Below are 22,078 nucleotides of genomic sequence, written 5' to 3' on the forward strand. Positions count from 1 at the left end.
ACCGGGCCCGCGCCGGTCCCGACCGGGCCGCAGAGGCTTGCAGCGCAGGCGCTCAGCGCGCCATGCACATCTCCTGCCAGGCCGCGGCGAGGTCCTGTGTCTTCACGTCGCGCATCTTCATCTCGTAGACCCAGGGCGTGACGAGCGGAATCGCCGTGTTGTACCGCTCCGGCCAGCTCGCCTTGGCGGCCACATGGGCGGGCACCTTGCGTTCGCCGACCCGTTCCAGCCGCGCCTGCTGCACCGCCGCGACGACCGCGGCCTGATACCCGCAATCCATTTCCTTTTTGCTGGCCGCCGCCACCGGCCCGGCCAAAGCGGCAACCGCCGCAGACAATACCAGATACTTCATAGCCACATCACTCCACTCAAGCTGTGCCGCGAACCCCGGCCCGCGCACGCACGGCTTCCATCGCGGTCTTGATATCATGAACCAATGTGGATGCCATCGACCTGAAGACAAGGATCATGAAACGGTCGTCGCCGGTCCGGGTGATGGACGCGGACATGTGGAAAAGCTGCGTGCGCAGGGTGTGATCGCGCGCGAAGCGGTCCGCCCGCAGGTCCACCGGCACAAGCCGTGCCAGCACATCGACCGCGGCGGCACCCTCCAACTGGACGACGGCCCAACCGTCGGACTGGTCCACGACGGCGGCGTGTTCCGTCAACGTGGTATCCGGGACGGACCCCATCAGGAGGACCTGATCGCGCCCGAACCAGATGCAGCGCGCGCCCGCGCCACCGGTGGCGCGCAGCGGGTCCGGCAAGGTCATGCCGTGCGCGCGTTCCAGCGCGGCACCCAAACCCGCCCGGTCGCCCAGCGGCGACAGCATGCTCAGCACACCCGGATCCAGTTCCGTCAGTTCCGCCGCGCCGATCCGGATCGGCAGCAGCCCGTCGCATGGCGACTTCGCCTTCAGTTCAGCCACGTACACGCTCCCCTTCGCGGTCCAGGAATACCGGATGACAGATTTCCACGTCCGCTTCCAAACCGCGCAAGTGGTCGACCATGCGGATCACCTCCCCCTCGCGGGCCATGCCCCGCTTGACGAAGCCCAGGCCGATCATGTGCCCCAGATCGGGCGAGAACGCCACCGAGGTCACGTAACCCTGGTCGTTCTCGCGCACCGCCTCCGCGCCGGCATCGAACAGGTGCGCCCCGGCGCTGATCTGTTTCACCGCGCCGACCGGCTTCAGCCCCACCAGTTGCTCGCGGGTGCCGTCCGCCAATCCCGGACGCGCAGCCATCGTCTTGCCGATGCAGTCCTTCTTGGCCGAGATCATGCGGCCCATCCCAATGTCGAAAGCGGTCGTGCGGCCGTGAATCTCGGAATGGGTGATAAAGCCCTTCTCGATGCGCAGCACGTTCAGCGCCTCCATGCCGTAGGCGCCGCCGCCCAGCGCCTCCGCCCGCTCGACCAGCAGGTCGAACAGGCTGGCCCCGTAGCGTGCGGGCACCGCCACCTCGTAGGCGTGCTCACCGGAAAAGGAGATCCGGAACAGCCGTCCGGCCACGCCGCACACCTCGACCGGGCCACAAGCCATGAAGGGCCAGCTGTCGCCGTCGATCTCTTCGCCGAGGATGCCATTCAGCAACGCGCGCGATTTCGGACCGGCCACGGCGAACTGCGCCCACTGCTCGGTGACCGAGGTGCAGGAAACCCGCCATTCGGGGTGCAGGCACTGGGTCACGAAATCCAGATGCCGCATCACCTGTCCGGCTGCGGCGGTGGTGGTTGTCATCACGAAATGCCGCTCCCCCAGCCGCGCCGTGGTGCCATCGTCCATCACGTGTCCGTCTTCGCGCAACATCAGACCATAGCGCACGCGCCCGACACCGAGCGTGGAAAAGGTATTCGCATAGACAAAGTCCAGCAGCGCCGCCGCGTCCGGCCCCTGGATGTCGATCTTCCCCAGCGTGGACACATCGCAGACCCCGACCGCCTCGCGCACGTGGCGCACCTCCCGGTCGCAGGATTGCCGCCAGGTCGTCTCTCCCGCGCGGGGGAAATAGCTGGGGCGGTACCAAAGACCCGCTTCGATCATCGGCGCCCCCATCTTCACCGATGCCGCGTGCGAGGTCGTGAAGCGTTGCGGCGCAAACCCCTTGCCCTGCGCGCCCGCGCCCATGGCCGCGACGGAGACCGGCACGAAGGGCGGGCGGAACGTGGTTGTGCCCGTCTCGGGGATGCCCCGTCCGGTCGCGTCCGCCAGGATCGCAAGCGCCGCCACGTTGGAATTCTTGCCCTGATCGGTCGCCATGCCCTGGGTCGTGTAGCGCTTCATGTGTTCGACCGATCGGAAGTTCTCGGTGGCCGCCTGCTTCACGTCCTTGACCGACACGTCGTTCTGGAAATCCAGCCAGGCCCGCCCCTTGCCCGGCACCACCCAAAGCGGCTCCAGCGCATAGGCGCCGTCGTCCGCGCGGGGCAGGTCCACCGCGCCGGCCGTCCGGCCCAGCGCATCCAACGCGTCCCTCGCTGCCGCCACGCCGGCGCTCAGGCACCCGGCGGTCGAAAAGACGCCGTTGCAGGCTCCGGCCACCGTCATGCCCGGCACCGCGCCGGGGGTCGGGACGAAGGCCTGGATTTCCGCGTTCCAGGTCGGGCGTCCGTTCAGATGGCAGGTGAGGTGGACGGTCGGGTTCCATCCGCCGGACACCGCGAGGCAGTCGGTCTGGATCGCCTTTTCACCCTGCGCGGTCCGCACCGTGATCGAGTCGAGCTCCTTGCGACCTGCCGCATTGCATACGACTGCGCCGGTATGGACCGGGAAATCGGCCCCCTCCACCGTCACGTCGGGCCGGCTGTCGATCAGCGCCGCCACATGGACGCCCGCCGCCACCAGATCGCGGGCGGTGCGGTGTGCATCGTCGTTGTTGCCGAAGACCGTCACATGCTTGCCGGGGCTGACGCCCCAGCGGTTCAGATAGGCGCGCACCGAGCCGGCCGTCATGATACCGGGCCGATCGTTGTTGCGGAAGGCAACGGGCCGTTCGATCGCGCCGGCGGCCAGGATGCTGCGCTGGGCATGGATGCGCCAGAAGGTCTCGAGCGGCAGGTCACCGACACGCGGCGCGTGGTGGTTCACCCGCTCCAGCGCGCCATACATCCCGCCGTCGTAAACGCCGGTGACCGTCGTCCGGGGCATCAGGCGCACGTTGGGCATGTCCGCCAGCTCCGCCACCACGGCAGCGGCCCAGGCATGCCCCGGCTGGTGACCGACCGCGCCGGTTTCGGCATTCAGCCGCCCGCCCATGCGCGAATCCTCGTCGGCCAGTATCACGTCGGCCCCGGCCCGCGCAGCCGTCAGGGCCGCCATCAGGCCCGTCGGCCCCGCCCCGATCACCAGCAGGTCGCAGAAGGCAAAGGCGCGTTCGTACCTGTCCGGGTTGTTGTGACCGCTGAGCGCGCCCAGCCCCGCCGCCCGCCGGATCAACGGCTCATAGACGGCTTCCCAGAACTTGCGGGGCCACATGAAAGTCTTGTAATAGAAGCCCGCCCCGAGGAAGGGCGCCGCGAGATCATTGACCGCCATCACGTCCAGACCGAGCGAGGGCCAGGCGTTCTGGCTGCGGACCTCCAGCCCCTCGTAAAGCTCCTGCACGGTGGCGCGCACGTTCGGTTCCGCCGCAGCGCCCCGCCCCACGGTAACAAGCGCGTTCGGTTCCTCGGACCCGGCGGTCAGCACGCCGCGCGGGCGGTGGTACTTGAACGACCGGCCCATCAGCTTCTGCCCGTTCGCCAACAGCGCGGATGCGACCGTATCGCCTGCGAACCCCCCGTAGGTCGCCCCGTCGAAACGGAAGCTGACCGGCCTGCCCCGGTCGACGAGCCCCTTCCCCGCGATCCTCATGCCGTCGCCTTTCCCGCGGCTAGGGTCACGTCGGAAATCGCGTGGCTCACCGTGTCGCGCGTCACCTCCAGCCAGGCCGAACAGCCCGCCTCGTGATGCCACAACTCGCGTGTGGGCCCCGCCGGGTTGTCGCGCAGGTGCACGTAGTCGTCCCAGGCCGCCTCCCCCGCATCCGGCGCAGGCCGCGTCAGCGCAACCGCATCGCCCTGGTAGTAGAACTCTCGCCGGTCCCGCGACCCGCACAACGGACAGTCGATCCTCATGCCATCATCTCCGACAGGGTGCCGTCGCCCCGTTTCATTGTTCCAAAAATACACGTCGCGACATGAACCATCCGCGCGGCGCCGCCGGGGTGTCTAGTGAAGGTTGTGCTGCGCACCGGTGCCCTCCTCGTCCATCAGGCCGCGCCCGGTGCGGAACCGGTCCAGCCGGAACTTTGCCGCCGGTGCGTGGTGGTTGCCGGTCGCCATCAGGTGGGCAAAGGAATAGCCCGACCCCGGCACCGCCTTGAACCCGCCGTAGCACCAGCCGCAATCGATGAAGAGCCCCTCGGTATCGGTCTTGTCGATGATGGGAGAGCCGTCGGGCGTCATGTCCATGATCCCGCCCCAGGAGCGCAGCACCTTGGCCTTGCCGATCATGGGCATCAGGGTCATGCCCGCCTCCATCACGTGTTCCATCATCGGCATGTTGCCGCGCGCGGCGTAGGAGGCGTAGAAATCCAGATCGCCGCCAAAGACCAGCCCGCCCTTGTCCGACTGGCTGATGTAGAAGTGCCCCATGCCGAAGCTGACCACGTGGTCGATGCAGGGTTTCAGCCCCTCGGTGACGAAGGCCTGCAGGATGTGGCTCTCGATCGGCAGGCGCATGCCGGCCATCGCAGCCACCTGCCCCGAGCGTCCGGCGACCACGATGCCGACCTTCTTGGCGCGGATCGGGCCGCGCGTGGTCTGCACGCCGCGCACGCGCCCGTTCTCGATGTCGATGCCGGTGACCTCGCACTGCTGGATCAGGTCCACGCCCCGCTGGTCCGCCCCGCGCGCATAGCCCCAGGCCACCGCGTCATGCCGCGCCGTGCCGCCGCGCGGATGCAGCAGCCCGCCGTAGATCGGAAAGCGGACGTTGTCGAAGTCGAGGTACGGCAGGTACTTGCGCACGCCCTCGCGGTCCAGCAGCACCGCGTCGTCGCCCTGGTTGATCATGGCGTTGCCGCGCCGGGCAAAGGCGTCGCGCTGCCCGTCGGAGTGAAACAGGTTGATGAGCCCGCGCTGCGAATGCATCGCGTTGTAGTTCAGGTCCTCCTCCATCCCCTCCCAGAGCTTGAGCGAATGGGAATAGAACTCGGAATTGCCAGGCAGGAAGTAGTTGGCGCGCACGATGGTCGTGTTGCGGCCCACGTTGCCGCCGCCGAGGTAGCCCTTCTCGAGCACCGCGACATTGGTGATGCCGTGGTTCTTGGCGAGGTAATACGCTGTCGACAAGCCGTGGCCGCCGCCCCCGATGATGACGACGTCGTATTCCGCCTTTGGTTCGGGATCACGCCAGTGCGGTTTCCAACCCGTGTTGCCGGTAAGCCCCTCGCGCAGCACGCGACATCCTGAAAACCGCATCTGAACTCCCCTTGGCCTGGCCCCGGAGTGAACCAAGTCCAACGCCTAGGTGCAATGCCTGCCCTTCCGATGCGCCGCCCTTTTCGACACAAACTGTTCCCCCGGCGACGCCCCTGACGCGAAGGCGGAAACGCGAAAGGCGGCCACGGGGGCCGCCTTGGGTTGTCTTGAGGCCGGATTGTCGCTCAGCGCCGTTCGGTCGAGGCTTCCGTGCGGGCGACCGGGACGCTTTCGGCCGGTGTGCTAAGCTTTCCGACCTGCCGGCGCAGGAATTCCTGCTGATCGACGCGGATATTGCGCTGGATCTGCCGGCTGTCCGGTCGTGTCTTGGTACCGAAGTCATGATGCTGTCGGGTCATCGTCTGCTCCGTTCTCTGGGGATGGCGCGACCGGGACAACCCCGGCCGCTGCCTTCGTATCCTCAACTCTGGCGGGAGCCTGCGGTTCCCCGGTTCGGAGCGTAATCAGGCGCTTTCGGCGGAATGCCGCGCGCCGTGTCAGATCCCCTTGGCCCGGTAGCTGGCGGCGACCTTGCCGATGGCCGAAATATACGCCGCGGTCCGCAGGTCATCGACGTCGTCGCGGCTGTGCCAGATCTCGGCCATCGCCTGGTAGGCGGTCTGCATCGTATCGTCGAGACCCGAGCGCACCAGCTCCAGTTCGCCTGCCCCGCGAAGGTACTTCTCCTTGAAGTTGGGGCTCAGCTGCCAGCCGATTCCTGTGTCGGCACTCAGCCGTTCCAGTTCGTCCACGACCAGTTGGTGCCGCGCCTCTTCCTGCCGGCGCTGCATCCGGCCGAACCGGATATGGCTCAGGTTCTTGACCCATTCGAAGTAGGACACGGTGACGCCGCCCGCGTTGGCATACATGTCGGGAATGATGACCACGCCCTTCTCGCGCAGGATTTCGTCCGCCCCGGCGGTCACGGGGCCGTTCGCGGCCTCGACGATCAGCGGCGCCTTGATCCTGTGGGCATTCGACAGGTTGATCACCCCTTCAAGCGCCGCGGGGATCAGGATATCGCATTCCGCCTCGAGCAGCTTGGCGCCATCGGTCTCGAGCGGCGCGTCGGGATAGCCCTTTACCGTGCCATGCTTGGAAATCCACCGATGGACCTCTTCCACGTCCAGCCCCTTGTCGTCGAACAACGCGCCGTCGCGTTCGATGATCGCGGTGACGAGGCAGCCGTCCTCGTCGCTCAGAAACTTGGCCGCATGATACCCAACGTTGCCAAGACCCTGGATGACGACCCTCTTGCCGTCGAGTTCCCCGGTCAGCCCCGCGCGCTCCATGCCCTTGGGGTCCCGGAAGAAGGCGTGAAGCGCGTATTGCACCCCGCGTCCCGTCGCCTCCGTCCGGCCCTGGATCCCCCCCGCGTGGGTCGGTTTGCCGGTGACACAGGCGACACCGTTGATGTCGGTGGTGTTCATGCGCTTGTACTGGTCCGCGATCCAGGCCATCTCGCGTTCTCCCGTACCCATGTCGGGCGCGGGCACGTTCTGCGCGGGGTTGATCATGTCGCGCTTGATCAGCTCGTAGGCGAACCGCCGGGTGATGAGCTCCAGCTCGTGTTCGTCGTATTCGCGCGGGTCGATGCACAGCCCCCCCTTCGACCCGCCGAACGGCGCTTCGACGAGGGCGCACTTGTAGGTCATCAGCGCTGCCAGCGCCTCGACCTCGTCCTGGTTCACCCCCAGCGAGTAGCGGATGCCGCCCTTGACCGGCTCCATGTGTTCGGAGTGGACGGACCGGTAGCCGGTGAAGGTGTGGATCGTTCCCCGCAGCCGGACCCCGAACCTGACCGTGTACGTGGCGTTGCAGACCCTGATCTTTTCCTCCAGCCCCGGAGAAAGGTCCATCAGCGCCACGGCGCGGTTGTACATCATGTCGACGCTCTCGCGGAAACTCGGCTCATTGGATGGGGTCATCGTCTTCTCCAGTCGTTGCTGTCCGGTTCCGGGCGCGACTCGTCCGTGCCGCGGTCCGGCAGCCCCACCCTAAGGGCGGTTTTTTCAAAGTGCGACCCAAATGACCAAGCCGCCTGCAGGACAGGCGGTTGACCCGATTCGCAACCCCAGCGGGATGATCGTTCACCGTTCGGAGACAGTGCCGGCCCAGCGACACCACTGAACACGATTTCCCCTTTGAATCTGGTTGTTTAGGCATTTTTCCGCCCAATTTTCGCCATCTTGCCGGGGCACAAGAAGCCAATGGCAAACCCTGCCCGAAGTCCGGCACGCGAAGTGTGTCTCGGTAAGAAAGGTTAACAAATATGAAACGTTCTACACGTGAAAATCGCCTGACAGCCGGGGACCTCTTGGCACTGTCGCGCCATTTCTCGAAGGATCAGGACGGATCGATCACGATTTTCGCCTGCTTCATGGTCGTCATCATGCTGATGATCGGCGGCATCGGCGTCGACATGATGCGCCACGAGATGGAGCGTACGCGCCTGCAGGCGGTCTCGGACCGCGCCGTGCTGGCCGCCGCCGACCTCGACCAGACGCTCGACCCCGAGGCCGTGGTGCGCGACTACTTCGCCAAGTCCGGCATGGCCGAATACGTGTCGGCAGTGAACGTCGATGAAGGTCTCAACTACCGGACCGTCACGGTGGACGCCACCAACACGATCAAGACGCAGTTCATGGACACGCTGGGCGTGTCGGACCTGACGGTGCCCGCCCGTGCCAAGGCCGAGGAAAAGATCCAGAAAGTCGAAATCTCGCTCGTCGTCGACATCTCGGGCTCGATGAAGGACAACGGCAAGATGCAGAACCTCAAGAACGCCGCGGGCGTTTTTGTCGATACCGTGCTGAAGCCGGAAAACGAGAACCTGATCTCGGTGTCGCTCATCCCCTACTCGGAACACGTGAACGCCGGGCCCGCGATCTTCAACCAGCTCAACGTCAATCGCGTGCACCCCTGGTCGCACTGCATCGAGATCCCGGATTCGGAGTTCGACAATCTGCGGTTCAACCGTTCGCGCACCTACGACCAGATGCAGCACTTCCAGTGGAACACCTATTCCATCGAAAGCGGCAGCTACCAGAACACGCTGTATGACACCGTCTGCCCGCGCAATGGCGACCGGAACGGAGACACCGGCGAGGATTACGAGGCAATCACGGCCTTCAGCCAGAACGCCTATGCGCTCAAGTCCCAGATCAACAAGTTCAAGCCGCGCGCCGGTACGTCGATCTTCCTCGGGATGAAGTGGGCCGTGGGCATGCTCGATCCGGACTTCCGCCCGATCATCAGCAACCTGGCCGGAATGGGCAAGGCCGACCCCGCCTTTTCCAACCGTCCTTCGGCGCTGGACGACCCCGAAACGCTCAAGACCGTCATCCTGATGACGGACGGGCAGAACGACCGGTCGATGCGCATCCCTGACTGGTACTACGACAGCGACAGCGAGATCGTGCACTGGAGCCGCTACAACCTTCAGTACTACATGAACCGCTACGTGAACTACTACTACCGCTCGAACTTCTACTACGAGAAGTACAACGCATCCCAGGGCGACCGGCTGCTGTCGAACATCTGTGACGCGGCCAAGCAGGCACGGATCGTGATCTGGTCGATCGGCTTCGAAGTCACCGACCACGGCGCCAACGTGATGCGCGACTGCGCTTCGTCGCCCAGCCACTTCTTCCGCGTCGAAGGAGTGGAGATCGAGGACGCCTTCGAAGCCATCGCACGCCAGATCAACCAGCTGAGGCTGACACAATGAAACCTTCACTCATGAGGCGCCTGTTCCGGTTCCGCCGGGACGAAGAAGGCGGGATCTTCCTGATCGAATTCTGCATCCTGGTGCCGATCCTGTTCGGTGCATTCATGATGGCGGTCGAGATGGGTCTCTATTCCATGCGGCAGATGTACCTTGACCGGGGCGTGGACATCGCGGTGCGTTACATCCGCCTGAGCACCAACACCCCCATCGCCCACGACCAGATCAAGCAGATCGTCTGCGACAACGCCGGCTTCATCGAAGATTGCGACAGCACCCTGCGGCTCGAGATGATCCCGCTGCTCCCCCGTGCCTTCGCGACCTTCGACCAGACGCCGGACTGCGTCGACACCTCGGCGCCGGCCAGCCCGGTACGGGGCTTCGTCCTGGGCCGTGAACACGAGGTGATGATCATGCGGGCCTGCGTGAAGTTCAAGCCGGTCTTCGCCACCACCGGCCTCGGCAAGTCGCTCGAGAAGGATGGCAGTGGACGGGCGCGGCTGATCGCGGTCTCCGCCTTTGTGCAGGAGCCAAAATGATGGGTGCAACCTTGATCAAGCTCAGGATGCAGCAGATCCTGCGGTGCGATTTCCTTCGCAAGCAGGACGGGTCGATCTCCATCGAGGCGATGATCGTGCTGCCGGTGATGTTCTGGGCCTTCCTCGCGATGTTCTCGATCTTCGATGCGTTCCGCATGTACGGGATCAACCAGAAGGCCGCCTTCACCGTGGGCGACGCGATCTCGCGCGAGACGCTGCCGCTGGACGACGACTATCTCGACGGGATGCACAGCCTGTTCGAATACCTCTCTCTCAGCGAGGGGCAGTCCGCGATGCGGGTCAGTTCGATCTGGTTCGATGCCGACAACAACCGGTACCGCACCGACTGGTCGCGCACCCGGGGTGACGTCGCCGCACTGACCAGCAGCACCGTGCGGAACTGGCACAACCGTCTGCCGGTCATGCCAGACAACGAACGCGTGGTACTGGTGGAGACCTGGAGCGACTATACCCCACCCTTCGCAACCGGGCTGGAAGAGCGCGAAATCCAGAATTTCGTGTTCACGCGGCCCCGGTACGCGCCGCGCGTGTGCTGGGAATACTGCAACTGACCCTGCCCATCGCGGCAGGCAGCGGACCCGCCTGACCTCAGTCCGGCGGGTTTCTCTGTGCCAGAAGGGCGCTCAGCACCTCGGACATGAACTTGGTCTGGCTGCCGGGTGTCATGCCGCCGATGCCGATGCGCCGGCCCACCCGCCACCACAGACCCGGCCGCCACGCACGACCGCCGGGGGTGTCCAGCTTGAGCAAGAAGCCGTTGGACGGCTTGAAGGCAAAGAAACCCCGGTCGATTCCGCTGATCCCGTCGACCTGCGCGATCACGGTCCCGTCGGCGTCCCGCAGAACCAGCGGGGTCAGTTCGACCCGGCTGGCGGTCGCACGCCGCATCGCATCCGCGCACCACAAGGCCCCCGCCCCCACGAGGATCAGGAACGCCTGCCAGGGCAGCGACGGAGGCGTGGCGAAAGCGAGGTAGATCAGCAGGACACCCAGCACCAGAAGGCAGCCGATGCCCAGGATACGCCGCCCGGCAGAGGCCTGCACGGTGGCCAGCACTTCGTTTTCGTCGTCAAGGTTCATGCGATGTCCTTCGGGCTTTGGCACTGCCTAGGCGATTTCACGCGCCTTGGAAACGGAAAGTGACGGCGCAGGCCAAAGCGCCGGCAAGAGCCCTGCCCTGAACATCGACGGGCCGGACCGGCCCTTCCCCGCGATGGATCAGTCCGGGGTATTGCCGGTGACCCGAAATCTTGGACAACCCTGCGGATCGGCGCCGCCAGCGCGCTTCAGCGGTCCGCATCCTCATCCCGCGCCTTCTTGCCCCGTTTGCCGGGGCGACGTGCCAGTTCCTCCGCCACCCGGTCGGCATAGGCCGCGCGGTCGGCGGGAGACATCGCCGTCACCGTCGCCAGCCACGCCCCCTCCGCCGCGGTCTGAAGCTGGACCGCGATGCGTCCCTGTTCCCGCAGCACCGACTGCACGGCATCGGCCTCGAAAGGCTCCGCCCGCAGGGCAGCGAGCACCCGATCGTAAAGGGCGCGCCGTTCTTCCCGGCTGGGCATGCCGCTGCCGGATCGCCGCAGGTCGCGGAACAGGGCGCGGCGCGTCTCTCGGGGCAATGCCCGCACGTAGGGTGTCGCGTAGCTGCGTGCGCCGGGGCCGCCGCCATGGTCGCGCGCGCCGGGCCCTCCCGCGTGGCGGTAGGCAGCGCCGGCGATCAGCCCGACGAACACGAGGTTCAGCGCCAGCGAGGCCACCAGCACCCAGCGCCAGCGGCGTCCTGCGGGTTTGCGTGCATCATCCATTTCTCAACCCTCTTCGCTGTCCCACCCGAAGGCGGAAAGGTCCGGCGCCGTCTGGTCGACCGACACCGCTTCGTCCATGAACTGCCCGGCCACGTCCGGCACCCCGTCCGGCGGCGCCACGCCCAGCCAGAAGCCCACGCAGGTGGCGGTGACAAGGCCGCCCATGCCGGGCAGGCCGCCCAGCAAGCGCCACCATCCCCGCCATGCCGGCGTCCCGCGCGGCTGTAACCGGCGCGCGTCATCTTCCACCCGCGCCAGCAGCGCGTCGGATGCCCGGGGCGGATCCGCCCGCGCCCCGGCAAAGAGCGCCTCAAGTCCTGCGTCGTCTTGATCGGTATCAATCATCTCTCATATCCCAACGCTTCTTTCTGATCGGCCAGCGCCGCCGCGAGCCCGCGTTTGCCCCGCGCCGTCAGGCTTTCCACCGCCTCGACCCCGATCTCGAGGATCTCGGCGATCTCCGGGTTCGACAGGCCCTCGATGTGGCGCAGCACCACCGCCTGCCGCTGGCGGTCAGGCAGGCTTTGCAATGCGGCCTGCAAAGCGTCGGTCCGCGCCCGCTGCTGCATGCGATCCGCCACATCGGGCCGCGGGTCTTCCGGTTCGGCCACGGCCTCCAGCGGGACGGCGCGACGGCGGCGCAACCGGTCCATACACAGGTTCGCGACGACCCGGTAGCACCACGTCGCGACCCGTGCCTCGCCAGGCCGCCACTCCGGCGCGATCTTCCACAGCCGCAGCAGTGCCTCCTGTGTCACGTCCTCGGCCTCCGCCCCCTCTCCCAGCACCCGGTAGGCATGGGCGTAGAGCCTCGGCGTCAGCCGGGCCGTCAGCAACCGCGCAGCGGCGGCATCGCCAGCCGCGTAGCGTGCCAGCAGCGCGGCCTCCGCGTCGGAGGCAGGGTCGGACGAAGCCTGATGCATCGCGTCAGCGGTTAGCCCGGCCGGACCCGCGAAGCAAGCGGACCCGACCGGTACCCCCATCCCGATCTCAGCCCTTGTCGGCGTCGTCGCGGCCGTGGCCACGGTGCTTCCTGCCGCCGTGGCCGCGCATCTTGCCGAACTCCTCGGTGGTCAGCGCCCCGTCGCCGTCCGCATCCAGCCGGTCGAACATCTTCCGCATGTCGCGCCGGGCAGACATCTCGGCGCGGCTCAGCCTGCCGTCGTCGTCACTGTCCATGCGGTCGATCATGCGCGCCTGCCAGCGCTCCGCGCGATCACCGTCGCCCCGTTTCTGCCCGCGCGCGGCCAGTTCCGCCGCCGTCAGCGCGCCATCACCATCGGTGTCCAGTTCCTCGACCATGCGTGCCGCCCTTTCCTGACGCCGCGCATCGCGGGCCGCCGCCATTTCATCGGCGGTCAGGAACCCGTCGCCATCCGCGTCCACCCGGTCGAACCGTGCGGCCGCATGCGCCTCGATCTCCTCGCGGGTGATCGCGCCGTTGCCGTCCGCGTCGATCTCGCCGAACATGGCGGCACGGTCGCCGGGCTTCGCACTGGCGCCCGCCACGGCACCGACCGCGATCAGCGTGCTCAGGGTGGCCAGTTGAACTGTTGCTCGAAATTTCATGTGATCTCTCCTCTTTTCGACGCCCCTTCGTGCGGCGCGATATCCCTTGTACGGAGCAGGCTAGCGGTTCCGTCGCGGTTCCGGCGGATTTTCCGGCCACCGTCACAGGCCGACTTTGCGACACACCGCCGCAAGCCCTGCCTTGCCTCTTTCATTTTCGACCCGCCGGGCGCATCTAGGGACAGCAACGAGGACCCGACCATGACCATAGATTCAAACATCGCCCATATCGAGCCGCAGGACCGTGCGCGTTGGCCCGCGATGCGCCGTGGCTGGCGTGGCAAATGCCCGAATTGCGGTTCGGGGCCGTTGCTCAAGAGCTATCTTAAGGTCAATCACGACTGCGCCGTCTGCCGCGAGGAATTCTATCACCACCGGGCCGATGACGGTCCGGCGTACCTGACGATCCTTTTCGTCGGTCACCTGATGGCGCCCCTGCTGCATCTGGTCTTCGTCACCTGGCGGCCCGCGCCGCTGACGCTGTTCACCATTTTTGCGGTTGGCTGCGTCGGCCTGTCGCTTTACCTTCTGCCCAGACTGAAGGGGGCCATGATCGGCTTTCAATGGGCCAAGGGCATGGGCGGCTTCGCATCCTCGGCCTGATCCCCTTTCAGCGCCGCTGAACCGAGGGACGCCATGACGATCGACAAAAGCCAGATCCGCAACGCCGCCACCGTGATCGTGCTGCGCGACAGGTTCGATGCGCCCCGCATCCTGATGGGACAACGCGGCGCAAAGGCCGTGTTCATGCCGAACAAGTTCGTCTTTCCGGGCGGCGCGGTCGACCCCGGCGACGCGCATGTGCCGCTTGCCAGCCCCCTGCCGGAAACCTGCGCCGCGCGCATGTCGGAAGATGCCGATCCGGGCCTCGTCCATGCCATCGCCGTTGCCGCGATCCGTGAACTGTGGGAGGAAACCGGCCTGATCCTCGGGCGGCCCGGAACATGGGACACCCCGCCGCCGCCGGACTGGGAAACCTTTGCCGCCACCGGCCACGTCCCCCATGCCGCGCCATTGCAATTCACTTTCCGGGCGCTGACCCCGCCGGGCCGGCCGCGCCGCTTCGACGCGCGCTTCTTCCTGGTCGACGCGGACGACATTGCCTCGGATCTCGACGATTTCGACGCGGCCTGCGACGAGTTGAGCCACCTTCAGTGGGTGCCGCTGTCAGAGGCGCGCTCCTTCGACATGCCCTTCATCACGGAGGTGGTGATGGCCGAAGTGGAGGCCCGCGCCCGCGAACGGACACCGCCCGATTCCGTCCCCTTCTTCAAGAATAACGACGAGGAAAGCCTGTTCCTGCGCCTGCGCGGCAGGCCGATGGAAGGCTAGATCACCAGCACCAGCAGCAGGATCGACACCACCAGAACGGCCATCCCCGCCCATTCCCGACCGCTGATGCGCTCGTGAAAGAAAAGCGTGCTCGCTGCGACGCTCAGGATCAGTTCAACCTGTCCGAGCGCCTTGACATAGGCGGCATTCTGCAAGGTGAAGGCGATGAACCAGCAGAGGGAGCCGCCCATCGAGGTCAGCCCGATCCACAGCGCCACCCGCCGCGCCGCCCAGACCGCGCCGATCTGCCCCGGCTCGCGCAGGCGCAGCCAGACCAGCATGATGACGGTCTGCATCGCCACCACCGCCGCAAGGGTGACCGCGGCACGCAGCACCGGATCGGCCTCCGCCACACCCAGCGAGGCGCCCCGGTAGCTGACCGCGGACACCGCGAACAGGATGCCTGAGGCGATGCCCAGACCCGCCGCCCGATTGCGCAGATGGCGCAACCGCAGCCCGCGCACCTCCGCCCCTCCGGAAAGCAGCAGCAGGCCGATGATACCCAGCGCGATGGCCGCGAACCCCGGCCAGGACACGCCTTCGCCCAGCACCAGCCAGCCCACCAGCACCGTCTGGATCACTTCCGTCTTCTTGAAGGTGATCCCCACCGCGAAGTTGCGCTGCTTGAACAGCAGGACCACGCAGACCGTGGCAAGGATCTGGGCCGAGGCCCCGACAAGACCGAACAGCCAGAAACCGGGCGCGACTTGCGGCAGCGGCTTGCCCGCCGCACCGAGGTAGAGCGCGAGAAGCCCGAGGATGAGCGGCGCGGAATAGAAAAACCTCGAGAACGTCGCCCCGGCTGCCGAAAGCGTCGCCGTCGCCAGGTGTTTTTGCAGCATGAAGCGCACCGTCTGGAACGCGGCAGCAGCGAGGGTCACGTAGACCCATGGATCGGGCAAGGACGCGGTCATGCCCGCGCTTTAGGTCAATCGCCGGTGCCGCGCCAGAGCGGATGCGCCACCGGATCCTTGGCCACGAAGAGGTAACGACGGAAAACCTCCGCGTAGGACCGGAAGACATATCCCTGGTTGCGGCGCAGGAACTTGTCCCGCCGCGCGGCGTAGACCGCCGGCAGCCGGTACCACGGCACCTGCGGATGCATGTGATGAACCACGTGGAAATTGTTGTTGAGAAACAGCAGGGCCAGCAGGCCCCTGTCCTCCACCACCGCCGTCCGCGCGGACGCCCGCGCATGCGCCTGATGTTCGAGAAAGGTGCGGATCTTGAGCACCGACAGCGCACCGTAGCACGCGGCGAGGTAGGTCCATACCGACAGCGGCGCCACGGTCACGACCACCAGCGTGGCGACCACCCCCGGCAGGTGCAGCGCCCAATGCAGGGCGACATCCGGCTCACCCGAACGGATGCGGCGGATCTCGTCCCGCAGGAAGGCGGCGGTTCCGATCAGCGGTCCGACCAGCATCCGCCCCGACAGCGTGTTGTTCCAGCGCAGTACCGCACGGTGCCAGCGCGGCAGCGTATCCCAGAGGTCCGGGTCGAGGTAATTGCTCTCGGGATCGTCATAAGGATCCGTCAGGCGCGAGTCGTGATGGTGCGCAAGATGCAGCGTCTTGAACCGCAGGTAGGGAACGAAAAGGCCGGGCTGGAACAGGCCCAGCACCGTTGCCGCCCGCGCTGACCGGAACGGCCCGCCATGCAGGATCTCGTGACTGAGCGAAGAGTGCAGCGTGAGCGCCAGCACCAGCAGCACGAAAGATACGGCCCCGCCCGTCAGCATCAGCGCAACCCCCATCAGCGCATAGGCGGCGAGGAAAAGCCCGATGGTCGGCCATTCCCATCGCGCGGCAGCGCGCAGGATGGTGTGAAGGCCGGCGATACTCGGGGGGGCCAGTGTCTGGCCCGTCTGGCTGTGCTGCATATGTCCCTCTTGGCGTCTTTTTTCGCCAAGATGATCGGTCTTGATCCGTGCCGCCATTCAGATAATGGTGAACAAACCGGACAATCCGTGATAAAAAACAACACATGCCGAAGATAAACGACAAGACATCCCGCGCCCGCACTTTTCGTGCTCGCCTTACCCAGGCGATTGCCGACGCGGGTAGCAGCCAAAGCGCATTGGCGCGCGCCATCGGTGCCGACCGTTCGACCCTGTCACAGGTGCTGTCCGCCAGCGGCGCACGGCTGCCGGGCGCGCATGTGGTCGGCGCCTGTGCCCAGGCGCTCGGGGTGTCCGCCGACTGGCTGCTGGGCCTCTCGGACCGGCCCGAATCCGCCGCGGACCTGATGTCCAACAGCATCTCGATGTCGCAGGCTCCCCGCGCCTACGTCGACGACCAGCTTTTCGTCTGGCACCAGGAGGCGCGCGGCTACAAGATCCGTCACGTTCCCGCGGCCCTGCCCGACATGCTCAAGACCGACGACATGCTCGCATGGGAATACGGGCCCCATTTGCGGCGCACCGCGCAGCAGGCGATCAACGCGTCCCGCGACCGCCTCGACCTCATGCTGGACGCCACGTCGGAATACGAGATCGCGCTGCCGCTGTTCGAACTCGACTGTTTCATGCGCGGCGTCGGCTACTATCACGGCCTGTCCGCGTCCGTGCGGCGCACGCAATGCGACCGCATGATCGCCCTCTCGCGGCAACTCTATCCGCGCCTGAGGCTCTACCAGTTCGACGCCCGCCGGCTCTATTCGGCGCCGGTCACCATTTTCGGCCCGCTCATCGCCGTGCTTTACACCGGCGGCCATTACATCGCGTTCCGGGACCGCGCCCGGATCGAGCTCTTTACCCGAGACTTCGATACGCTGGTGCGAGAGTCCTCGGCCACGGCCCGCGACTTTCCCGACCTTCTGTCGGAGATGCGCGAGCTTATCCGCTGATCCGCCCCCTTCCAGCCCCCTCCCCGTCGCGGCCCTCGACAGGCTAGAGCTTCGGGTCGGGGTTCTCGGTATGCCCGTCCACGGCGATCACCTGTCCGGAGACCCGCCGCGCGGCGTCCGAGGCAAGGAATACCGCCATGTCGGCCACGTCCCGCGCTTCGACGAAAGAGCGCATGGAGGTGCCGGCCGCGTAGCCCGCATAGACCTGATCGCGGGTCATGCCCTTGGCGGCGGCCTCGCGCTCCAGCACGCCTTCCATGCGCGGCCCCTCCACCGCGCCCGGGCAGATCGCGTTGGCCCTGATCCCGTGCGGACCCAGCTCCATGGCAAGCGTCTTCATCAGGCCGATGACACCCCATTTCGCCGCGGCGTAGGGCGCGCGGTTGGGATAGCCGAATATCCCGGCGGTTGAGGACGTCAGGATCATCGCGCCCTGTCCCGCCCGCTTCATGAGCGGGGCTGCATGTTTGGCGGCGAGAAATGCCCCGTCCAGATTCACGCCGACACAGGCCCGCCAGTCCTCCAGAAGGACGTTCTCGACCAAGGCCGTCGGTCCGGCGATCCCCGCATTGGCGCACAACACGTCAAGCCGGTCGATCCTTTCAAAGACCGCGCGCACCTCTTCCTCGTTACCGGCATCGGCGAGATGGCCGTGCCAGCCCGCCGGACAGCCCGCCAGCGCGTCCTTGTCCACGTCCGTCACCCAGACCTCGTAGCCCGCGGCGGCAAAGGCCTCGCCCATGGCCCGCCCAATGCCGGACGCGCCGGCGGTGATGAGGACCCGTTTCACCGGGGCGCGCCGATTGCCCGGCCCAGGCCCTGCGGTCGGGGCAGCGCCGCGTGACCTTCGGCGAACCGGACGAGCGCCGCCTCGACCTCGGGTGACGGCGCGCTCGGCTTGCGGGTCTCCAACGAGACATGCAGCAGGAAATGCTCTCCCGTGGCCAACAGCCTGCCACCTTCCACCATCTCGTGGAACAGGTGCATCTTCTTGCCCGCCCCGGCGATCACCTGTGTGCGTATCTCGATCACCGACCCGGCGTGAACCTCGTCGAGGTGCCGGATATGCGTCTCGGCGGTGAAGTAGCTGCCGCCATTGGCGATGTAATCGGCGTCGCAGCCGATGATCTCCATGAAACGGTCGGTAGCGTCGGCAAACGCGTGGAGATAGCGCGATTCCGTCATGTGACCGTTGTAGTCGGTCCAGTCCAGCGGCACGGTGCGCCGCGCCGTCATCACCGGCGCATCGGCAGGCAGGTCTTCCGCGCGCACGCCCATGGGCGTGCCGGCGCGCATCAGCTTTTCCTGGGCGTTCAGCAGCGCACCCGCACCCCAGTCCTGTGCCTTGAGCCCGCGCATCATCGTCACGAGGTTGTTGTCCCGGATGCGTTCCAGCTCGCGAATGCTGTAGGCGCCGGATTGCGCGTCGGACTGGCCCGCGATCAGGTCCACCAGTTCATCGGTGAACTCGGGCACGTCCATCAGCCTGGTCCAGGGCCAGCTCAGCGCGGGGCCGAACTGCGCCATGAAGTGCTTCATGCCCGCCTCGCCACCCGCGACGCGATAGGTCTCGAACAGGCCCATCTGCGCCCAGCGGATGCCGAACCCGTAGCGTATCGCGTTGTCGATCTCCTCGGTCGTGGCGATGCCGTCCTTGACCAGCCAGAGGGCCTCGCGCCACACGGCCTCGAGGAAACGGTCGGCGACGTGGGCGTCGATCTCCTTGCGCAGGTGCAACGGGTACATGCCCAGCCCCGTGAGGGTCTCCTTGGCACGTGCCACCATGGGGCCGTCGTTGCCCTCGCCCGGCACCAGTTCCACCAATGGCAGCAGGTAGACCGGATTGAACGGATGCGCGACCATGATCTGTTCCGGCCGGGCAGCGCCCTGCTGCAACTCGCTCGGCTTGAAACCCGATGTGGACGAGCCGATGACGGCCTCCGGATCGCAGGCCTGCTGGATCGCGCCGAAGGTCGCATGTTTCAGGTCGAGCCTTTCGGGAACGCTTTCCTGGATCCAGGCGGCACCTTCCACGGCCTCGGCAATGGAGTCGTGAAAACTGATCGGGCCCTCCGCGGGCAAGGCCACGTCGGTCAGTCCCGGCAGCGACCGGCGGGCGTTGGCCATGACCTCGCCGATCTTGCGCTCCGCCTGCGGATCGGGGTCATGCACCCGCACCGTCCAACCGTTGAGCGCAAAGCGCGCGGCCCAGCCGCCGCCGATCACACCGCCGCCGATGATTGCCACCGTTCCCGTCATTGCAAAACCTCCAGCCTTTCCAGGTCGTATCCGTTGAAATCCAGTATTTCCTTTGCCGCCGCCAGCCTGTCACGGGGGATGCGGGGGTCGCGGTTCAGGATCCAGCCGGCGCGGCCGTTGGGCGTGCCCACCACGGCGGTACGGTAGCCCTCATCCACCCAGAGCACCCAGTAGTCCGCGGCGACGAAGGGCACCGCGCCGAAGCGCACCTTGAGGCGGCCCGGCCCGACCACCTCTGCCGTGCCGGTGATGCTGCTCACCACCGCGCCTTCGGCGTTGCGGCAGATGTTGCGCACACCGATCAGCCCGTCGGCACGGGCGGTGTATTCCGCCGTCACGCCCCGGCAGCCAGTCTCGAATGGCACCGGGTAGCGCGCCACCTCGTGCCACAGGCCGAGATAGCGGTCGGGCGCGAAACTGGCGATCGCCCCGATCGGCGCGTCCCGGTCCCGGTAGACAGGGAACAGCGCGAAGGGATCCTCGGGCGTTCCGGCGCATCCCCCCAGCAGCGCCGCAAACGCCACCGGCAGCAGCCGCCTCATGCCTTGGGCGCTCGCTTCGTCAGCCCCAGCTTCTCGCGCACCTCGGCCGGGCCGATGACCCGGGCGCCCATGTTCTCGATGATGCTGCCCGCGCGTTCCACGAGCTGCCAGTTTTCCGCCAGCACGCCCTTGTCCAGCCAGAGATTGTCCTCGAGCCCCACGCGCACGTTGCCGCCCGCCAGCACGCTGGCCGCGACATAGGCCATCTGGTTGCGGCCCAGCGCGAAGGCGGAAAAGGTCCAGTCCTCCGGCACGTTGTTGACCATCGCCATGAAGGTGTTCAGGTCATCGGGGGCGCCCCATGGCACCCCCATGCAGAGCTGCACCAGCGCCGGCGCGTCGAGAACGCCGTCCTTGACCAGCTGCTTGGCGTACCACAGGTGCCCGGTGTCGAAAGCCTCGATCTCGGGCTTGACCCCCAGCCCCGTCATCATCGACCCCATCGCGGTCAACATGCCCGGCGTGTTGGTCATCACGTAGTCGGCCTCGGCGAAGTTCATCGTGCCGCAATCCAGCGTGCAGATCTCGGGCAGGCATTCCGCGATGTGCTGCACCCGTTCGGAGGCGCCGATCATGTCGGTGCCCTCGACCGGGGGCATCGGTTTTTCGGTGGGGCCGAAGATGATGTCTCCGCCCATGCCGGCGGTCAGGTTCAGGACCACGTCGGTTTCGGATTCGCGGATGCGCTCCGTCACCTCGCGGTAGTACGCGAGGTCGCGGCTGGGCTTGCCGGTCTCGGGATCGCGCACGTGGCAGTGCACCACCGCCGCGCCCGCCTTTGCCGCGGCGATGGCGCTTTCGGCGATCTGAGCGGGGCTGCGCGGCACATGGGGGCTGCGATCCTGCGTGCCGCCCGATCCGGTCACGGCACAGGTGATGAAGACATCGCGGTTCATGGTCAGCGGCATGGGTCATCCTTTCTGTCAGCTTGGCCGGATCATGACGGGTCTTGGCAGCGACCGCTTTACGCAATACGAAATCAAGTTGATGAAATCCGCAGAAATCACCCATACCACCCTGCTTGTTCTTGACGGGTGCAATACGCTCACGCTGGCGGCGGCGGTGGACCCGCTGCGCGCGGCGAACCGGCAGGCGGGCCGCGCCCTCTATGAATGGCATTTCGCCACCCCGACGGACCGCCCCGTCCAGCTGACCAGCGGGCTGCAGATCCCGGCGGCCGCGATCCACAAGATGCCGGTCACCGATCTGCTGATCATCGTCGCGGGCTTCGCGGTGGAAGCCCAGACCACCCCGCAGCTCACCGCGAGCCTGCGGCGGATCGCGGCCCAGGGGGCGACGGTCGCGGGCATCGACGGCGGGCCCTGGGTGATGGCGCGTGCCGGGATCCTCGACGGACACCGCGCCACCAGCCACTGGGAGGATTTCGAACGCTTCTCGCAGCAATTTCCGGCGGTGGAGCTGATCAACACAAGGTACGAGGTCAGCGGCAAACGCCTCACCTCGGCAGGCGCCGCCCCCGCGCTCGAGATGATGCTGCACCTGATCGGTGACCGCCACGGTGCGGCGCTCGCCGGGCGCATCGCCACCGCTTTCATCTTCGACCCGGCGCCCCCGCGCCCGCAAAGCCGGGCGCAGAACCCGCGCCACTCCCGGCTGACCGCCCGGGCCCAGCAGCGGATGGAAGCGGCGCTGGACGCCCCCTTGCGCCTGCGCGAGATCGCGGCGGGACTGGGGGTGTCGGAACGGGCGCTTCAGCAGCAGTTCAGGATGCACCTGGGCGTCACGCCACAGGCGCATTACCTCGCGTTGCGGCTGGCGCAGGCGGAGCGGATGGTCCGCGACAGCCCTCTGCCTCTGAACGAGGTGGCTCTCGCCACCGGCTTCGGTTCGCCCGCCGCGTTCTCGCGGGCCTTCCGCGCGCGGTTCCGGCAATCACCCAGCCAGATGCGCCGGGGCGCACACGGGGCGCAACAGGCGAATTTTTGAAAAAATTCGCAGCGGAATTTTCCAA

25 protein-coding genes are annotated in these 22,078 nt (G+C 66.7%); 7 read left to right on the forward strand and 18 right to left on the reverse strand.

Features of this window, described 5'->3' with window-relative positions:
• Positions 1–52: 52 nt before the first annotated feature.
• From BOO69_RS12335 to BOO69_RS12360, 7 genes are all read right to left on the reverse strand, one after another.
• On the reverse strand, positions 53–352 hold the full coding sequence (locus BOO69_RS12335; RefSeq protein ID WP_071972436.1) for a hypothetical protein: 300 nt from the start codon (positions 350–352) through the stop codon (positions 53–55).
• A gap of 16 nt (positions 353–368) precedes the next feature.
• Positions 369–929, reverse strand: a complete 561-nt coding sequence (locus tag BOO69_RS12340; RefSeq protein WP_071972437.1) for a sarcosine oxidase subunit gamma — start codon at positions 927–929, stop codon at positions 369–371.
• The gene (locus BOO69_RS12345; RefSeq protein WP_071972438.1) at positions 922–3,855 is read right to left on the reverse strand and encodes a sarcosine oxidase subunit alpha family protein; all 2,934 of its coding nucleotides are present in this window, start codon (positions 3,853–3,855) and stop codon (positions 922–924) included. The genes BOO69_RS12340 and BOO69_RS12345 overlap by 8 nt, the downstream gene beginning before the upstream one ends.
• The gene (locus BOO69_RS12350; protein ID WP_071972439.1) at positions 3,852–4,118 is read right to left on the reverse strand and encodes a sarcosine oxidase subunit delta; all 267 of its coding nucleotides are present in this window, start codon (positions 4,116–4,118) and stop codon (positions 3,852–3,854) included. The genes BOO69_RS12345 and BOO69_RS12350 overlap by 4 nt, the downstream gene beginning before the upstream one ends.
• 93 nt (positions 4,119–4,211) lie before the next feature.
• Entirely contained in the window at positions 4,212–5,465 is a 1,254-nt protein-coding gene (locus tag BOO69_RS12355; protein ID WP_071972440.1) for a sarcosine oxidase subunit beta family protein, read from the reverse strand.
• Between the two features lie 185 nt (positions 5,466–5,650).
• Entirely contained in the window at positions 5,651–5,824 is a 174-nt protein-coding gene (locus BOO69_RS23060; protein ID WP_156874920.1) for a hypothetical protein, read from the reverse strand.
• A gap of 138 nt (positions 5,825–5,962) precedes the next feature.
• Positions 5,963–7,393, reverse strand: a complete 1,431-nt coding sequence (locus BOO69_RS12360; RefSeq protein ID WP_071972441.1) for a Glu/Leu/Phe/Val family dehydrogenase — start codon at positions 7,391–7,393, stop codon at positions 5,963–5,965.
• A 344-nt stretch (positions 7,394–7,737) separates the two neighbouring features.
• Here BOO69_RS12360 and BOO69_RS12365 point away from each other — a divergent pair, with 344 nt between their 5' ends.
• The 3 genes from BOO69_RS12365 to BOO69_RS12375 are packed head-to-tail and all read left to right on the forward strand — an operon-like array spanning position 7,738 to position 10,303.
• Positions 7,738–9,195 (forward strand): Tad domain-containing protein, encoded by a 1,458-nt coding sequence (locus tag BOO69_RS12365; RefSeq protein WP_071972442.1) that lies wholly within the window; start codon positions 7,738–7,740, stop codon positions 9,193–9,195.
• A gap of 11 nt (positions 9,196–9,206) precedes the next feature.
• Complete coding sequence (locus tag BOO69_RS12370) at positions 9,207–9,731, forward strand: TadE/TadG family type IV pilus assembly protein (protein WP_237267451.1); 525 nt, start codon at positions 9,207–9,209, stop codon at positions 9,729–9,731.
• Positions 9,731–10,303, forward strand: coding sequence for a TadE/TadG family type IV pilus assembly protein (locus BOO69_RS12375; protein ID WP_071973799.1), 573 nt, complete (start codon positions 9,731–9,733; stop codon positions 10,301–10,303). The genes BOO69_RS12370 and BOO69_RS12375 overlap by 1 nt, the downstream gene beginning before the upstream one ends.
• A 37-nt stretch (positions 10,304–10,340) precedes the next feature.
• Here BOO69_RS12375 and BOO69_RS12380 read toward each other — a convergent pair whose 3' ends face one another.
• The 5 genes from BOO69_RS12380 to BOO69_RS12400 form a co-directional block, all read right to left on the reverse strand.
• A complete protein-coding gene (locus BOO69_RS12380; RefSeq protein ID WP_071972444.1) occupies positions 10,341–10,832 on the reverse strand; it encodes a hypothetical protein in 492 nt (163 codons plus the stop codon).
• Positions 10,833–11,038: 206 nt separating this feature from the next.
• The gene (locus BOO69_RS12385; RefSeq protein ID WP_071972445.1) at positions 11,039–11,557 is read right to left on the reverse strand and encodes a periplasmic heavy metal sensor; all 519 of its coding nucleotides are present in this window, start codon (positions 11,555–11,557) and stop codon (positions 11,039–11,041) included.
• A 3-nt stretch (positions 11,558–11,560) separates the two neighbouring features.
• Positions 11,561–11,902 (reverse strand): hypothetical protein, encoded by a 342-nt coding sequence (locus tag BOO69_RS12390; RefSeq protein ID WP_156874921.1) that lies wholly within the window; start codon positions 11,900–11,902, stop codon positions 11,561–11,563.
• Positions 11,899–12,480, reverse strand: coding sequence for an RNA polymerase sigma factor (locus BOO69_RS12395; RefSeq protein ID WP_071973801.1), 582 nt, complete (start codon positions 12,478–12,480; stop codon positions 11,899–11,901). The genes BOO69_RS12390 and BOO69_RS12395 overlap by 4 nt, the downstream gene beginning before the upstream one ends.
• A gap of 67 nt (positions 12,481–12,547) precedes the next feature.
• A complete protein-coding gene (locus tag BOO69_RS12400) occupies positions 12,548–13,126 on the reverse strand; it encodes a CREC-EF hand family protein (protein ID WP_071972446.1) in 579 nt (192 codons plus the stop codon).
• Positions 13,127–13,327: 201 nt separating this feature from the next.
• Here BOO69_RS12400 and BOO69_RS12405 point away from each other — a divergent pair, with 201 nt between their 5' ends.
• Positions 13,328–13,729, forward strand: coding sequence for a DUF983 domain-containing protein (locus BOO69_RS12405; protein ID WP_071972447.1), 402 nt, complete (start codon positions 13,328–13,330; stop codon positions 13,727–13,729).
• 33 nt (positions 13,730–13,762) lie between these two features.
• On the forward strand, positions 13,763–14,458 hold the full coding sequence (locus BOO69_RS12410) for an NUDIX hydrolase (RefSeq protein ID WP_071972448.1): 696 nt from the start codon (positions 13,763–13,765) through the stop codon (positions 14,456–14,458).
• Here the strand turns inward: BOO69_RS12410 and BOO69_RS12415 are convergent.
• Together BOO69_RS12415 and BOO69_RS12420 are read right to left on the reverse strand one after the other, a co-directional pair.
• Complete coding sequence (locus tag BOO69_RS12415) at positions 14,455–15,372, reverse strand: EamA family transporter (RefSeq protein WP_071972449.1); 918 nt, start codon at positions 15,370–15,372, stop codon at positions 14,455–14,457. The genes BOO69_RS12410 and BOO69_RS12415 overlap by 4 nt on opposite strands.
• Positions 15,373–15,386: 14 nt before the next feature.
• The gene (locus BOO69_RS12420; protein ID WP_083545683.1) at positions 15,387–16,340 is read right to left on the reverse strand and encodes a fatty acid desaturase; all 954 of its coding nucleotides are present in this window, start codon (positions 16,338–16,340) and stop codon (positions 15,387–15,389) included.
• 104 nt (positions 16,341–16,444) lie between these two features.
• Between BOO69_RS12420 and BOO69_RS12425 the strand changes: the two genes are divergently transcribed.
• Positions 16,445–17,305: a helix-turn-helix domain-containing protein gene (locus BOO69_RS12425; RefSeq protein WP_071972450.1), complete on the forward strand. Its 861-nt coding sequence runs from the start codon at positions 16,445–16,447 to the stop codon at positions 17,303–17,305.
• A gap of 43 nt (positions 17,306–17,348) precedes the next feature.
• Here the strand turns inward: BOO69_RS12425 and BOO69_RS12430 are convergent, their stop codons facing one another.
• Genes BOO69_RS12430 through bcoG form a run of 4 tightly spaced genes read right to left on the reverse strand, consistent with a single transcriptional unit; the run spans position 17,349 to position 21,014 of the window.
• On the reverse strand, positions 17,349–18,095 hold the full coding sequence (locus tag BOO69_RS12430) for an SDR family oxidoreductase (RefSeq protein ID WP_071972451.1): 747 nt from the start codon (positions 18,093–18,095) through the stop codon (positions 17,349–17,351).
• Complete coding sequence (locus BOO69_RS12435) at positions 18,092–19,564, reverse strand: carnitine 3-dehydrogenase (protein WP_071972452.1); 1,473 nt, start codon at positions 19,562–19,564, stop codon at positions 18,092–18,094. The genes BOO69_RS12430 and BOO69_RS12435 overlap by 4 nt, the downstream gene beginning before the upstream one ends.
• Positions 19,561–20,106 (reverse strand): lipocalin family protein, encoded by a 546-nt coding sequence (locus tag BOO69_RS12440; protein ID WP_083545516.1) that lies wholly within the window; start codon positions 20,104–20,106, stop codon positions 19,561–19,563. Before BOO69_RS12440 ends, BOO69_RS12435 begins: the two co-directional genes overlap by 4 nt.
• A complete protein-coding gene (gene bcoG / locus BOO69_RS12445; protein ID WP_071972453.1) occupies positions 20,103–21,014 on the reverse strand; it encodes a 3-dehydrocarnitine:acetyl-CoA trimethylamine transferase BcoG in 912 nt (303 codons plus the stop codon). The genes BOO69_RS12440 and bcoG overlap by 4 nt, the downstream gene beginning before the upstream one ends.
• On the opposite strand from bcoG, the gene BOO69_RS12450 reads away from it, so the two are divergent.
• Positions 20,983–22,053, forward strand: coding sequence for a GlxA family transcriptional regulator (locus tag BOO69_RS12450; RefSeq protein ID WP_237267452.1), 1,071 nt, complete (start codon positions 20,983–20,985; stop codon positions 22,051–22,053). The two genes, bcoG and BOO69_RS12450, sit on opposite strands and share 32 nt — an antisense overlap.
• The last annotated feature ends 25 nt before the right edge of the window (positions 22,054–22,078 follow it).

This window comes from Sulfitobacter alexandrii (genome assembly GCF_001886735.1).
Taxonomy (GTDB): Bacteria; Pseudomonadota; Alphaproteobacteria; order Rhodobacterales; family Rhodobacteraceae; genus Sulfitobacter; species Sulfitobacter alexandrii.